This is a genomic window from Jutongia huaianensis, assembly GCF_014384985.1.
Classification (GTDB): domain Bacteria; phylum Bacillota; class Clostridia; order Lachnospirales; family Lachnospiraceae; genus Jutongia; species Jutongia huaianensis.
Genome location: NZ_JACRSX010000027.1, coordinates 1 through 15,378, shown reverse-complemented (window position 1 = coordinate 15,378; position 15,378 = coordinate 1). Strand labels below are relative to the sequence as shown.

Here is a 15,378-nt window from a genome sequence, read left to right as displayed (position 1 = left end):
CATAAGACCCCTTAGAGACGATGAGGTAGATAGGGCAGAGGTGGAAGTACGGTAACGTATGCAGCTGACTGTCACTAATAGGTCGAAGGCTTATCCAAAAGAAACGGGAAGCTGGTTGCGGAAGCAGCGGGAAGATGTTATGATCGGTATACAGTTTTGAAGGTATCTGCTTTCAAAAAGATGATCCTCGATAGCTCAATGGTAGAGCACTCGGCTGTTAACCGAGTTGTTGTAGGTTCGAGCCCTACTCGGGGAGTTTTCCTATTTTGGGATATTTTCCGGAGACGGGACATATAATAAATCAATGGCTCCATGGTCAAGCGGTTAAGACATCGCCCTTTCACGGCGGTAACACGGGTTCAAATCCCGTTGGAGTCACTATATGGCGCAGTAGCCAAGTGGTAAGGCAATGGTCTGCAACACCAGTATGCGCCGGTTCAAATCCGGCCTGCGCCTCTCAAATCCTTGAAACGCTGATGTTTCGAGGATTTTTTTCTATATATAAATACCCAAAATAAAACATAATTACAGTTTAAAAAGTGGAAAAGGAAAACGTATGAATGACAAGGAAAGCATAACAAAAGAATCAATAAAAGAGATCGGGTTTCAAGAGGAAATATATCGTCAATTTGGAGAAAGTAAATTAAAACCGGAGCAGTATTCTGCGCTGGGGCTGGCGTATATCGGTGATGCTGTCTATGATCTGATCATACGGACGCTGGTGCTCCGCAAGGGAAATTACAGTGTAAAGACATTTCATAAAATGACCAGCAGTATCGTTAAGGCGGAATCCCAGGCACGGCTTGTGGAATCTATAGAGCCGGATCTTACGGAAGAGGAAAACAGAGTTTTTCATCATGGCAGGAATGCAAAGTCAGGAACATCAGCAAAAAATGCATCCATCATTGATTACCGGATAGCCACAGGATTTGAGGCGCTGATCGGATATTTATACCTGAAGGAGCAGATGCCGCGGGTAATTGAACTGATCGCACTGGGACTGGAACGTACGGAACAGTTTGATCAATAATCAATTATTTAAGATGATTCATTAGAGAGAAAGGAAGAATAGATATGAGATACGAGGAGCTTACGATAGAGGGAAGAAATGCAGTGCTGGAGGCATTCCGGGCAGGAAAGACCATTGATAAGGTATTTCTGCTGGATGGATGCCAGGATGGTCCGATCCGGACAATTCTTCGGGAGGCCAAGAAGGTAGATACGATTGTGAATTTTGTAAAAAAGGAACGACTGGATCAGATGTCGGAGACAGGAAAGCACCAGGGAGTTATTGCTTATGCTGCCGCATATGAGTACGGAACGGTTGACGAGATGCTTGAAGCTGCAGAGAAAAAGGGAGAGGCACCGTTTCTGATCCTTTTGGACAATATTGAGGATCCGCATAATCTGGGTTCTATCATTCGAACAGCCAATCAGGTTGGTGCACACGGTGTCATTATTCCAAAACGGCGTGCGGTTGGTTTGACCGCCACTGTGGCCAAGGCATCTGCCGGAGCAATCAATTATACGCCGGTAGCAAAGGTTACCAATCTGGTCAGAACTATGGAGGAGCTGAAGGAAAAAGGAATGTGGTTTGTCTGTGGTGATATGGGTGGCGAATCCATGTATTCTCTCGACCTGACAGGTCCTATGGGTGTCGTGATTGGAAATGAGGGAGATGGTGTGAGCCGTCTTGTGAAAGAAAATTGTGATTTTGTAGCCAGTATACCGATGTTTGGAGATATTGATTCGCTCAATGCTTCTGTAGCAATGGGTGTGCTTTCGTATGAAATTGTACGTCAGAGATTAAATAAGGCAGGAAAATAATCTTAAGACAGATATATTTGGGAATAGATCATAAAATATAATCTGTTAAAGGGGGAGAAAACCGTAATATTGGTTTGGAGGATGGAAAAGAATGACGGAAAACTTTGAGACAATGCCGGAAGAGGAACTGATCTGCCGGGCGCAGAGTCAGGATCATGCGGCGATTGACGCATTAATGCGCCGGTATAAGGGAATCGTCCGCAAACGTGCGAGATCTTTGTTTATGATCGGTGGAGATCAGGATGATCTGATGCAGGAGGGGATGATTGGTCTATTTAAGGCGATTCAGGACTATGACAGCTCTAAAGAGGCAGTCTTTTCGACATTTGCGGAGCTCTGTATCAGCAGACAGCTTTATTCGGCTGTAAAATCCTCAAACCGCAAGAAAAACATTCCGTTGAATACATATGTATCTATTTATTCACCGGCATATTTAGAGCAGGACGGAGCAGAGAATGGAAGTTTTATGGTGGATCATTCTCTGGAGGCGGCAGAGCTCAGCCCGGAGGAAATATTGATCGACCGGGAAAACGTCCGCAATCTCCGCGAACAGATAGAAACAGCACTAAGTCCATTGGAAAAAAAGGTTTTTGATCTTTATATGGACGGGATGACTTATCAGGAGATCGCAAGGCAGATGAAGAAGGAGCCCAAGTCCATTGATAACGCCCTGCAGCGGATCAAAACGAAAGTAAATAAGGCATTAAAGAAATAGCCGGGCACAGATATATGATCAACAACTGTGATTGGACGGGACTTCCTCCTCATCAAAACTGGTATCCAGCAGATTTCCTAATAAAATGATTTCTTCATCAGTAATACAGGAGAGCAGAAGCTGGTCTAGCCGGTAGGAAGGATTGATCCCGCGCATACCGCAAGTGGCCAGAATGGTATTGGAAAGAGTAACAAAGCCGTCTATGGCATCCTCTTTGCGGTATCCGGTCAGATTCTGCTGCGTTTCGGAATCATATTTTACAGAATATATGTATTGAATCAGAAGAAGGAGATCGGAACGCTGGATGTTTCGGACTCGGGTCTTCTGTTTTTTTAATTCCTTTGTGATAGTTTTGCGGGCATCCTTTACGGAGAGAGATTTTTGATCCGGATAGTTTCCGTTCAGGAGACGGCAGATCCAGCCGGGACATGGCTTTTCAGGGTCAGACAGTTCCAATGCAGCCCTTGCGCGTTGATAGAGCATCTGACGTTCTTTTTGGACGGACATGGATAAAAGCTCGGAAATATATTTGGAATTTTCCCATTGCATTTCCTCACCGAGAAAATCGGATAACTGCGCAAACATTTCGTGATTCCAGGTGGCGGAGTCTTTTTTATTATTGTGATAAATCTGGTTTAACAGATCGGAAATACGCGCTTTTGGAGCATAGGCGATCACATAAAGATTTTGAATCTCCTTCAGGTCTTCCGGGGACGCAGAAGGAGATTTGCGTCGCTGCATGTTTTTGAGATAACGGCGGATCCGTTCCTTTTCCGTATTCATATGGGAGAGGCTGTTTGCATTTGAGGTTTTCCAGTCTTCATAATCGGTACGCGTCAAAAGCATCTGCAATTCGCCCAGACATTCTTTTTGATAATATTGAAATGCTTCATTGAGCAGGTGAATATAATAGCTGTAGACAGTCATACTATAGCCCTTAAATAGCTCTGCACTTTGACACATCCACAGAAGAAATTCCTGCTGTGGCAAAGATTTTTTCTTTTTATAGGTTTTTTTGAGCAGGTCTGTCTGTGCCGTTTGCAGGGGGCGCAGTTCCTGATCGGTATGTGTTTCAAAAAAATGAACCATAAATTCAAAGCTGTCATAACCAAGCTGATTTTCCAGACAATACATACAGATCATTTCTTCGTAATCGTTTACCTGCAGATCCCATTGGGAAAGATAATGAAGCAGGTAATCCTGCGTTTCTTCAAGAGAGAAGTGGAGAAAAAGAGCACAGGAAAGAAGCTGCCGGCGGGAAGGAACGGCAAATCCATCGATTCCAAACCAGCGTTGGATCGTCTGGCGGGAAGCAACTTTAAATGATTTGATCTGTTTGTAAAAGTTTAAATAAGCAGTGTGGCGTATTTCGTCCTTTGTATCAGACAGTATTGGATCCGGGGCTTCCGGATTGGATTGAGACGGAGAAGTGGAGGGTGTCTGACCGTAATGATACCATTTCCGGATAAGATAAATATCGGGTCTCTGATAGGCTGTCTTTTGCATTTGTCTGATCATATCAAGGCTTGTGTTCATGGGCTTTTGTATTTCAAAGATATGCTCTTTGTCCTTTCCTTTTTGTTTGGATGCTTTCTGTTTTATTACAGATCATCCAGATCTCCGTCAAATCGTTGGTTTCGCTTTGGTGCGGGAGTTTTGCTATTTGTGGAGCGGTTGTTTTTTGGCGTGGGCGTCCTGCTATTTGTGGAGCGGTTGCTATTTGGTGCAGCCGTTGTTTTTTTTGTGGAGCTGCCATTATTTTGCATAGTACTGTTGTTTTTTGTGGAGCTGCCACTATTTTGTATGGCTTTGTTGTTTTTACCTGGATTACTTTTGGTGGCAGGACGGTCTGTTGCCGTTTTTTTCGTGTTTTTACGAGGCTTTGCTGTTGCGTTGCCTTCTGACGGCGGAGGAGTCTGGGTGGCAGCCGGGACGGTGGTAAAGGGAGCTGTCGCTGAGGGTGCTGTGGCGGGAGAAACTGTCCGGGCAGGCGAGACGGTATTCAGGGAGGAGGCATTCTTTGGATGCGTGGAGTTATAGAAATATATTCCGGTGCCGGTCAGAGCCAGTAGCAAAAACAGTGCAAGGATCATAAGTTTCCTTCGATGTAAGGAATGAAACTGTTTCTTCTTTACGGACCGGGCAAGATCTGACAGAAGCTTTTCCGTAAAATTTATTTCTGTGGGACGGAATGCTGCAGGCTTTAAGGTGGTATGATCTGAAAGAGGATTTAAGGTATCGTTTGCGCCTGCTCCGTAGAGATCTGCATATAGGAGAGCAATGGAGTCATATCGGTCTTCGATACGGACAGCCAGTCCCTTGGAAATGCAGGCGATTTCATGCTGATTTAATTTGATGCCATCGATCCGCTGCAGGGGAAGCATTTGATCGTCTACATAACGATTGACAGAATCATCGGGAATGATCCCGGTCACCATGTAATACATTGTGGCACAGATTCCGTAAACATCGGTCCAGGGTCCCTGCTCTCCTACATTGCTGCACTGTTCAATGGGAGCAAAACCACGTTTGAAGATTAAAGTATATTCGGCGTCCTTTGCCTTTTGGGTAAAGCGGGCTGCACCAAAATCAATGAGCTTGAGTTTCCCGTCTTCTGTCAACAAAATATTGTCAGCGCTGATATCCCGATGGAGTATCCCTTTTTCGTGAATTTTGATCAGGCTTTTTAACAGAGGCTTGACCAGAAGAAGCATTTTGTTTCCGGCAATACGGCCATGTTCACGAACATAATCCTTAATACTGACTCCTTTCACATATTCCATCACAATGCATGGAATATCGTTTTCGCCGAAAAAATCTCTGGCGGATGCGATACCCTCCAGGTCATAAAGACCTGCGGCGATCTTTGCTTCCTTCAGTGCATCCTCCTGGCCGGTAAAGGAGCTGCGGTGATACACCTTCAGAGCAACAGGAATTCCAAGAGAAAGGTCCTGAGCTTTATATGTGGTGGCAAAGCCACCGCTTCCCAGTTCTTCCAATATTTCGTATCGTTCCCGGATAATGTCTCCCGGCCGGAATAAATTCTGTTTGCTGCTCATAAAAGGACACCTCTTGATTGTATATTATAATAAAGTATAAATAGTTACTCTCTGATCTGCAATACGATTTCTTTTGAATAAAAACTTCCATTTGTACGTTTTTTCTTATGGAAGGTCTGTACCTTGACGGCAATCGTTGCTTTTCGGAAGGTATAGTGCAGGTCAAAGGTTGCTTTCTGCTGTTTGATATTATCGTTTCGCAATTGCAGCAGAGTATATTTTTTTTGGTTTTTGCGAATGTAGATATCGGCATAGCGACCCTGATACCGGCGGAGTTTGATCCGCAGATAACGCTGTCCGTCAGCATTTTTCTTCCGCCGGACGGTCAGTACAGGGGCCATCAGGCGGGCTGTGGCATTTCCGATATCACTGGCAGTTCCATAGATGTTAGAAGAGTTGTGACGGTTATATGGAACGATCTTATAATAATACGTTTGTTCCGGCTTTGTTGTTACATCAATGTAGGTGCTTCGGATGTTCTTTGCTGTTGTGGTCTGGGTGAAATATTTGGACCTCCGGGAGGTGTTCAGGGACACAATAGAACGGAAAGCAGCATTCCGGCTTGTGGCACGATATATCTGATAACCGTCATAAAGCGTGGCGCAGCTCCAGACAATACGGATTCCACCTCGCCGGTCGGCAGTTGTCTTAAGTAATACGGGTTTCGTTTCGGCAGCAGATGACGTTTCTGCAGGCTGTTCGGTTTCGCTGGAGGTTTCCGGACTGGGGGCTAAGGAAATTGACGGTTCCGGCGAAACGACGGAGGGATCCGGAGTGGTCGTTCGAGCCGGTGGCATGGTAACAGGAAGTGGAGAATAGCGTGGATCCGGCACACTCTGAAGGGAGAGAACAGGGTGGCTGCTATCTTCTGTCCATGCGGATGGTTCTTGTGAAAAATAATAATAACCGGACAGGTAATATCGTTCATTATTCTTTTTATTTTCTATCCAGGCATTGAGGCAGGACAGAAGATCCGGATAGCTGTTATAGGAATCATTTCCGATGGTCTGGCTGCTTTCGGAACCTGTCAGCTGTGCTGTTGAGATCACAGCACATTCGGAAGGACTTACCGGTGAAACATCTTCTGAAAGAGGGGTTCCATCCAGAATAGAATAGCCCCAGTAGCCACACAAGGGAAGGGATGACTGGGTGGTATAACAATAGCGGATATTCCGGCTGTATAACAGATCACAACAATATCCGATCAGACTGGCTGTCAGAACCGGACGAAGAGTCTGTGTATCCGAGGAGGAAGCCGGACGATCTATCACAGGAGTAGGGGAGCTTGAAGGGGAAGCGTCGGAGCTGTCATTAGGAATCGGCTGGATCGCAGGGTCTGAGCCACTTTGCTCCTGAGTGATCTGACCGCTGTGAAAACAATTTTCCATGGACAGCAGCCCTGTTACATATTCTTCGGAAACACGGCCAAGTAATCCGCCACAGATTGCAAAACGTGTGATCAGATTTGCATCATTATAACTATTATAAATATAGGATATACAATAGCACTGTCCGATCAGACCTCCAATGCCTGCCATCTGATCCTGGATATTTTGCAGATCCGCTGTGATCAGGTCGTTCTGGCTGGCGTATAATTTGCCATATTCAGAAGAAAAAACAAGGGAGCCCAGATTGGCAAGGGAAGCTTCTTTTTCGATGTTAACGATTGTTCCATGGTTGCTGCAGTCCTTTAAATAAGGGACAGCACCCTGACCGATTATACCGCCACCGCGGGAGGATGCCCGGATGGCACCGGAATTTTCGCCGCCGATTATCACTGTCAGAGGGGTTTGATAATTCATATCAAAAGGTTCATTCATGGAATGTTCAAAAAATTCCTCGTCGTAGGAGACGCCAATGATCCCTCCGGCGTAGATCCCGGAAATGGAGGCAGTATTTTCAACATGGTTCATATAAATAGGAAGTGAATTACGATAGTCGGATCGGATGGGAGTGATGGCTGCACTACCCACCAGACCGCCGGCAATGCCTGCGGATGAAATCTCTGTGCTGTTGGTGCAATTGGTCATATAGATCATGGACTCTGCTTTTCCGCAAAGTCCTCCTACGGAGAAGTAAGAATCCTCATCTGTGATCTGTCCGGATGCTTTGCTGTTGACAAAGGCAGTAAGCATCTGTCCGGTGTATGTTCCGGTGAGCATACCACAGGCTTTAGTGATAAGCCGGTGGGAAGTGCTTTCGTCCTCTGTTTTACCGGTGTGAAGCCGGATGGAGGCATCTACGGTAACATTGTCAAAGGAATCCTCTTCGGACTGACCGCAGAGTGCCCCAACGGACCGGTAATCTCCGGCAGAAATAAAGGCATTTTGGATAGAACAGTTTACAATGCTGCTATTGGAGCTCACGGCAGAAAGTATTCCTAATGAATCGAAGGAATCTGTCGTGTTTTTACTCAAATTATAATCTGCAGAAATAAATGCACCGTTGATGGTCAGATTCGAAATCCTTGCACCGGACAGACCGGCAAAGAGACCAAAAGCAGTCTGTTTGTAATCTGTGTCCGGAAAGCTCCACAGACCGGTGATCTGATGACCGTTACCATCAAAGGAAGCACAGAATGACCGGGAGCCACTGGGCTTCCAGGACTTGCCCTGAAAAGAAAAATCACTGACGGTCTGCAGGGAATCATCAGTATAGAAGGTTTCAGAGGCTTCATCATATACGGCGGCAGGCTTTTGATTTTCATAGATCGTAATCTTAGAGGAATCATTCTGACGGTCAAATGTATAATCAGATAAAGCAATATCATTTTCTAAACGAAAAGTATAATTGCTATCTTTATTTAACATACCGGTTTGTATATAAGTGTCCAGACGGTTGAGATCATCGAGATCCGAAATGGTGATCGTGGCATTGTCCGGCAATATTTTGGAAAACAGATCCTTTGTGGTGTATGTTTTTTCTACTGCAACAGCAGGAAATGCAGATAATACAGAACCGGAAAAAAGACTTACCGCAAGGATAGAGGCAGTCAGTATTTTTGTAATCCTTCTCATAACTTCTCCTCGTTTCGTATATAAGACATTGTTATTTTATGTAAAAATCTCATCCTTTATTATGCAGGAAATAATATCGTTTTGCAATATCCCTATCAGAGACTCTATGTGCGAAAAAAAATAAAAATCAAAAGGACAGCCGGGGTTAGAATAAAAATGCAGATATGAAATGGAAAAAAGCAAGGAAAAAGACATAGGAAAAGGAGGAAGGAACAGATATGATAGCTATTGTTATTATGTTGATCTTAAGTTCGATCATTGGTGGCGTTATCAATGATCATATCACATTTTATGGGAGTCCCTGGTCGGTGAAAATGCAGAAAAAGAAGGCGTATCTGATCGTATTTGTGATTCTCTGGGTGGGGATGAGTTCGATTCAGATGTTTCAGGATGCGGAAAATGACGGGACGAAAAAAAAGACAGAGCAATCTCAGGAAACACAAAATGACGACTCCGATTATTCCGATTTGGAGGATGACATTGGGTGGAGCTATGATGACACGGAAGCAGATTATGATGACCAGGATGAGGAATATGATGATTCCGAAGATGCGGATGGGAATACGTTAGAGGATAAGAACGTCTCTCAGAAAAAATATATTCTGCCCATGAGTTCCAAACGCAAACTGAAAGAAAAAGATTTAAAGAAGCTTGGCGCTAAAAAGCTGAGAATTGCCCGGAATGAGATTTATGCGCGTCACGGCAGAATGTTTCAGGATCAGGAATTACAGGATTATTTTGACCGGAAGGACTGGTATACCCCAAGCATTGCGCCGGAGGACTTTTCGGACGCTACGGAACTAAGTAAGCTGGAACGCAGAAATATAGCATTTATACAAAAACACGAGTGATTGGGAGAAAAGAATACGTCCGCAGTGGAGAAACTGCGGTTTATGGAAAGGCATGGTGATAAAGATGGCTGATTTTACATTATTTAATAGGACAATATCGATTCCGAATGCATACATTCGATACAGGAATATGCAGCATCGGGCAGGACAGGCAAGCATGCAGGTGATAAAAGAATTTAAACATTGGTATGACCGCTGCTTTGGAATTGAAGCAGTGCTGGAAAAACTGGATGAGGTTGTATATGGATTGATTGACCAATACGTCGTCGATGAATTATATGGCAGGCTGGCTTCTATGGAAATATACGATATCTCCAGAGGAGATTATATCAGGCAGTGTGTCGATATGAGTTATCTTGACGAGAGTGTGGAACGGATTGAATATCGAATTATGGAGATCACTCAAGATAAGAATGCCATGAAGGCATACCGGGAGGCAAGAAAGGCATACCGGGGAAAATTTATCGGTGGTGGTTTTGGTATTTCCGGGGCGATCAAAGGAAGCGTAAAGGCGGGCGCTCTGAATGCAACCACAGGAATGGCACATAGTCTGGTAAATACTCTGGGAGATGCCGGAAGTTCCATTGCAGCAGCGGCTAAAAAAGCCGGCTTATATAATTCGGATACGAAGGATTCCCTGGTAATGGGGATCAGGAATTCTATTTTTGAGATTTTCGATAATCATATGAGTCTGGTGAATACATATTATTCCGGATATTATGAGTCCGGTTTTGACGTAGACAGGGCAAGTGCATTATTTGAAAATGCAAAGAAATATCCGGACAAAAGAAAAGATTTACTGATACAGGCAGTTCTTACATGTCCGACACAGTGGATTTTAGGTTATATCTTTGATAACTATTCGGAAGAGCGGATGCATGTCTGTAATATTGGAAATTGTTTCTCGGATCTTGAGAGCTACTGGACGCGTTTTGAAAAGGTGTTCCAAAGTGAATATGAAACAGCAAAGCAGCAGGGGCCTCAGGAGGTTGAGGAACTAAAGGAAACAATTTATTATGCTATGCAGGAGTGTGGGGTTGAAGAAAGTGAAGTATATGATCAGATCAATTATGATGAATTGGTTCGCATTACCGAAGAGTATCTGCTGTGCACGGAGGAAGCTGCAATAAAACGGGTTCTTCATAAATTTATGGATTACGATGCACCGGATATACAAAAGAAGCAGGTGATAAAAGAAAAAGGAATCTGGGAAATTGCCGGCCGATATGGTGTCGAATATTCCCAGGAGGATGTTGACAATATATTGAGCAGATATTATTTTGGCGAGGCAAAACAGAATGAAGAAAAGGCCCAGGAGGCAAAAAAACAGATCCGGGTTGTAATGAATGCTTTAAATGTTACGTCAAGTCAGGTGTTTGATCAACTGGAAAAAGACTGTATTGCAAGATTGTGTCCGAATATCACAGAGGCATCGGAGGAAGTTTGTCAAAAAATGACAGAACGCATTGCTGCTTATGATGCATTGGAAGAAAATAAACAGCCATTTGTGGATGAGATCAAAAAACGGATCGATACCATATGGACTCAGGAAGATGCAGCAATATTTGACAAAGTGTATCTTCGCACCAATCTGCATGATGTGGATGAAATCCGTCAGGCAATAGAATTTGTGAAGCAAAAGGGCCGCACGGAAAATGCACAAAACTATATAAATGCTCTGGAGACCTGCAGTGATAAGAATATAAAAACTGCGCAAAAATATCCCAAAAAGATGACAACAATTTATGAGATACTGGGCATCGGTCTGACATTCGCCGGGGTAATCCTGACTTTAATGCACCCAGCGTTTTGCCTGATATTTTTTCTCGGAATTGTTCTGTGGAATGCATATAACCGGAGAGAAAAATACTGGTATCTGCTGACTATTAACGAGACTAATCTGCACAAAGATCTCTTTCTGCCGGGTAAAACCAAATAGCTGTTTTTCCAGTGGATTATATTGGAAATATTCAAGAGAAAAGACATAGGAAAATGACAACTTACAACGACAGGGCGATTTGCTAAAATAATAGTAAAGGCGGTGGAAAAAAATGGAAGAAAAACAGGAACCCATACCTGTGTATGCCGGTGTATATGAAGAAATTGCAGAAATTATTGGCAAAGAGCGCATCGAAGAGTTTTATGAACGGTTCAAGGGGCAGCAGTTTGTATTCCCTATGAAGCTTTATTCCAAAGAATATGTAATGCAGGAGATCAGTCATCTTCAAGGGAAAAAGAAGATATCTGATATTGCAAAAAAGTTTGGCTACAGCGAGCGGTATGTACGGAAAATGCTGGCGGAAGCCAATCAGGGCGAGATGTGCGTGGGAGAAGAAAGTGTGTAGATAGACGTTGAAAGGAGAAAAAGATGACTTCAGAAAAAATTGATGAAATTGTACGAAACAGGCAGGAAAAATTAAAAAAGCTTCATGATGTTGAAAGTAATGTTGAGAAGATTCGGATTTCTATTGGAAAAATAGAAGAAATAAAACAGAACCTTTCAGAGGTATCGTCTAATGATCCGTTAATTATGATGCTGAGACAACAATCAGAAGTGGCCAATAAGATTAGAAGAATTGACACCAGTGCATTTTATAGTGCATATGATTGCTATATGAAGAAATTACAGATTGTTAAGAATAGATTTAGCCGTGAAACCCTAAATATTAGTTTTGTTGGGGCAGCAGGACAGGGAAAAAGCTGCGTGCTTCAGCAGATTAGTGGGTTAGGAGGAGATGTTATTCCTTCGGCAAAGGGTTCAGATTGTACAGGAGCCAAATCAATTATCAGTAATGCACCAGAAGCTCTAGAGGTTAAAGCTGAAATAACATTCTATTCATGTACAGAGATTTTAGATATCATCAATGATTATTTAAAAGAAATTGTTGGAAACAGCGATTATGTAAAATATAGAATATCAGATCTTTCTAATGCATCGAATATACCAATAAGTGAAATTGACAGTAAGATTGGATTAGATGCTAACGCAAAAGGAAAATTAGAACAACTAAAAAAATATGTAGAGCACATAAATGATGATGAGATTAAATCACGTCTGGGACAGAAATTATTTGTCCCACAGGAGGAGATTGAACAGTATGTTGCACAACATTCCAGTGTTGATCCTGGCAAAATGTATTATAAATATCTTGGAGTGAAATGTGCCAATATTATTTGTGCTTTTCCAAAGAAAGATGCGGGAAAAATTGTTTTAGTGGATACGAAGGGGCTGGGTGATACAGCAATAAAGGTTGAAGAAAATATGCTGTATGCGGCAGAAAACGACTCTGATGCCATAATATTAATGTACAGACCAGATGCACTTCGTGCAGGGTTGGGAGCAAGAGAAACAGATATTATTAGTAAGATTCAGAAACGGATATCGGCACAATATTGTGAACAGCTTTTATTTTGGGTTATTAACCGGGTGAAAGACGGAGATGGAAAAAATACTGATGTAATTGAAAAGACTAAGGAGGATATAATCAATAGTAAAATGGCAATTGCTGGGGTATTAGATGTAGATTGCATGGATCACGAAAATGTAGAAAAAAATTTACTTTCGCCGGTATTATCAGGACTTACAGAAAGAGTTGAGAAAGTTGATGGATTTATTGTAAAAGGTTTGAATGATTTGGCAGAGGATTTGATTAGGAAATATAAAAATATAGTTTCCAGCCTTTCTGAAGTTTTTATTGATAGTGCGAGTGAGGATATAAAACAGGAAATGAGTCCAGAGATTCGGGAAACATTAGATATTATGTTAGGAAGGGTGCGCAAAATTTTTCTTGAATTGAATGAAAAGAGGAATAAGCCATCTGAAGAATTTCAGGAAGAATGTGATAAAAAATTGAAGAATATATTGAAACTTGTTCCAAGTCAAGAAGAAGTTATCGAATTACTGGAAAAAGGTAGTATTAATCAGATACAAGTATACGAAAAATGTACGAATAAAATCAGAATAAGCATCATAGATGATTTTATGGAACTGGATGATATTCTTAATCAATTAGTCGAGCAGTTTAAACAATCTATTGTTGATGCTCTGACAGATGATGATAAGGGAAAGCTGGGGCATATTGTGAGTAAAAACGACAAAAATGCCAGTGAGTGGATTGAAACATTTATAGAAAAAATAAGAAACAATACGGGGGATTATCCGCTGATTACGAAAGCAATGCAGGAGTTGCATAAATTTAAAATCAGTGTTGAGGGATTTATGATTTATGAGGTCAGAGATAAATTGGATCAGATTGATCTTAGTCTTAATACTCAGACTCCGCAGATTGATTCAGATGCCAACAATAGAGAAAAACAATCTGAAGATATTATATTTTGGCTGGATAAGGCTATAAATGAGATTTTTGATGATTTGGGAAAGGAATTGAATGAATTATTTAAGGTTCCCAACAGAGCTTTGTTTGCAGCAGCAAAAGATTTTCACGATCGAGCAACTTATTCAGGCAGTACAACGTATAAAGACGTAATGACGGAATGGGAATATTTATATGGGAATTGGATTCCTGATATCTGGGCGGAGCAATATGCATCGAAAATAAATAGCATAGAAGCATATAAAACATGGAAAAAAGTAACACAAACAATACAAGATAATTCTGCACTAAAAAATATAAAGATGTAGTGAATCAATGAACAAAAGGAGAAAAAGATGAATCAATCAAGTAAACATGTGGATGTAATGATGTTTGGCGGGCGTAGAACCGGAAAGACCAGTGTGCTTGCAGCAATGCAGGCGTGTTTTGACGAAACATTAGGAAAAGACAATTTAATGATTACCCCCGTCGGTGATGACACATTGCTCATCATAGAGGAAAAACAAAGAGAGATGCAAGAGTATTATCACAATAAAAAAAGAGGACTTGTACCAGATGATAAGCCAACATCAGATTTGAATGAGTATACTTTTGGAATCAAATTAAAGAATAAATCTGGACAGGAAGGTATGATGACTATCAATTTTATTGATTATCCAGGTGAGTGGCTGGGAAATGACCGGGAAAATAAGGAACATAGAACACAAATAAATGAAAATCTATTGAAAAGTAATGTGATTATCATTGCTATAGATACACCGTATTTAATGGAAGGAACAAGAACAAACAGTGCGGAAGAAATTGGAAAATATAATGATCGCAGAAATTACAGCCAAAGGATTAATCAGATAATTAAAGAGATAGAAGTTAATAAAAATGAGCCTAAAATGATACTCTTTGTTCCATTGAAATGCGAAAAATATAGGGAAGAAGGAAAATTAGACGTAGTGGCAACTAAAATTAAAAAGGCATATAAGGGTATTTTTGATTTTTTTGATGGTCCAAACAAAGGTGGTGCAGAAATTGCCATTATTCCAATTATGACTATGGGGAATGTATACTTTAACCATTTTAGTAGGGACGATGAGGGTGAAATTATCCTTGATGAAAAATGGAAAACACCCAAGGAAGCCCTATATTATTTTAGCAATGAGGATGTTTATGGACCGGAGCCACAATATTGTGAGCAGCCAATGATTTATGTGTTAATGTATATTTTATATATGTTACGAAGGGTGATGGAGAATGAAAAGGAAAAACTGGGATTTTTTGGAAAGCTCATTCAGAAATATCTTGTGGAAGACTTTTTAAATTATGCCTCGGTTGATGATTTTATAAAGGAAGAGGATAATCTAAGAAAAAAATTAATAAGGAATGAGGAAGGATTTGAAATTGTTCAAAATCCATTAAATTTTTAAACTAGAAATGGAGGCATTTAAAGTATGTGTGAGTTATACTCTTATTGTTCATACAAAGGAAGTCCTGTTGGTTTTAGAATAGGAAAGACAAAGGTGGAAAATGAGATTGATTTAACATTGTGTGATGATAATATAAATCAGTTTATTAGAAAAAGTT

General features: G+C 41.6%; 11 protein-coding genes, 3 tRNA genes and 1 rRNA gene. 12 read left to right on the top strand and 3 right to left on the bottom strand.

The window, feature by feature from the left end; all coding sequences use genetic code 11:
• From H8704_RS13325 to H8704_RS13295, 7 genes are all read left to right on the top strand, one after another.
• Nucleotides 1-98: ribosomal RNA gene (locus H8704_RS13325) — 23S ribosomal RNA — on the top strand; the annotation flags it as partial.
• An 86-nt stretch (nucleotides 99-184) separates the two neighbouring features.
• Nucleotides 185-256: transfer RNA gene (locus H8704_RS13320), tRNA-Asn, on the top strand.
• 50 nt (nucleotides 257-306) lie between these two features.
• Nucleotides 307-378: transfer RNA gene (locus tag H8704_RS13315), tRNA-Glu, on the top strand.
• A gap of 6 nt (nucleotides 379-384) precedes the next feature.
• A tRNA-Cys gene (locus tag H8704_RS13310) sits at nucleotides 385-456 on the top strand.
• A gap of 100 nt (nucleotides 457-556) precedes the next feature.
• Nucleotides 557-1,030: a Mini-ribonuclease 3 gene (locus tag H8704_RS13305; RefSeq protein WP_118679881.1), complete on the top strand. Its 474-nt coding sequence runs from the start codon at nucleotides 557-559 to the stop codon at nucleotides 1,028-1,030.
• Nucleotides 1,031-1,074: 44 nt separating this feature from the next.
• Nucleotides 1,075-1,827, top strand: a complete 753-nt coding sequence (gene rlmB / locus H8704_RS13300) for a 23S rRNA (guanosine(2251)-2'-O)-methyltransferase RlmB (protein ID WP_118679883.1) — start codon at nucleotides 1,075-1,077, stop codon at nucleotides 1,825-1,827.
• Nucleotides 1,828-1,918: 91 nt separating this feature from the next.
• Nucleotides 1,919-2,542 (top strand): RNA polymerase factor sigma-70, encoded by a 624-nt coding sequence (locus H8704_RS13295; RefSeq protein ID WP_249298584.1) that lies wholly within the window; start codon nucleotides 1,919-1,921, stop codon nucleotides 2,540-2,542.
• 18 nt (nucleotides 2,543-2,560) lie between these two features.
• On the opposite strand, the gene H8704_RS13290 is transcribed toward H8704_RS13295, so the two are convergent.
• The 3 genes from H8704_RS13290 to H8704_RS13280 form a co-directional block, all read right to left on the bottom strand.
• Nucleotides 2,561-4,060, bottom strand: a complete 1,500-nt coding sequence (locus tag H8704_RS13290) for a beta clamp domain-containing protein (RefSeq protein WP_249298583.1) — start codon at nucleotides 4,058-4,060, stop codon at nucleotides 2,561-2,563.
• Nucleotides 4,061-4,143: 83 nt separating this feature from the next.
• Nucleotides 4,144-5,601 (bottom strand): protein kinase domain-containing protein, encoded by a 1,458-nt coding sequence (locus H8704_RS13285; protein ID WP_249298582.1) that lies wholly within the window; start codon nucleotides 5,599-5,601, stop codon nucleotides 4,144-4,146.
• 44 nt (nucleotides 5,602-5,645) lie between these two features.
• Nucleotides 5,646-8,618, bottom strand: a complete 2,973-nt coding sequence (locus H8704_RS13280) for a hypothetical protein (RefSeq protein ID WP_249298581.1) — start codon at nucleotides 8,616-8,618, stop codon at nucleotides 5,646-5,648.
• 218 nt (nucleotides 8,619-8,836) lie between these two features.
• On the opposite strand from H8704_RS13280, the gene H8704_RS13275 reads away from it, so the two are divergent.
• The 5 genes from H8704_RS13275 (at nucleotide 8,837) to H8704_RS13255 (ending at nucleotide 15,221) form a co-directional block, all read left to right on the top strand.
• Complete coding sequence (locus tag H8704_RS13275) at nucleotides 8,837-9,469, top strand: YARHG domain-containing protein (protein ID WP_249298580.1); 633 nt, start codon at nucleotides 8,837-8,839, stop codon at nucleotides 9,467-9,469.
• 157 nt (nucleotides 9,470-9,626) lie between these two features.
• Nucleotides 9,627-11,408 carry a hypothetical protein gene (locus H8704_RS13270; RefSeq protein ID WP_249298579.1) on the top strand — a complete coding sequence of 594 codons (1,782 nt, stop codon included), beginning with the start codon at nucleotides 9,627-9,629 and terminating at the stop codon, nucleotides 11,406-11,408.
• A 112-nt stretch (nucleotides 11,409-11,520) separates the two neighbouring features.
• On the top strand, nucleotides 11,521-11,814 hold the full coding sequence (locus H8704_RS13265) for a Mor transcription activator family protein (protein WP_022465044.1): 294 nt from the start codon (nucleotides 11,521-11,523) through the stop codon (nucleotides 11,812-11,814).
• 23 nt (nucleotides 11,815-11,837) lie between these two features.
• Nucleotides 11,838-14,111 (top strand): GTPase domain-containing protein, encoded by a 2,274-nt coding sequence (locus H8704_RS13260; protein WP_249298578.1) that lies wholly within the window; start codon nucleotides 11,838-11,840, stop codon nucleotides 14,109-14,111.
• Between the two features lie 27 nt (nucleotides 14,112-14,138).
• Nucleotides 14,139-15,221, top strand: coding sequence for a TRAFAC clade GTPase domain-containing protein (locus H8704_RS13255; protein WP_249298577.1), 1,083 nt, complete (start codon nucleotides 14,139-14,141; stop codon nucleotides 15,219-15,221).
• The last annotated feature ends 157 nt before the right edge of the window (nucleotides 15,222-15,378 follow it).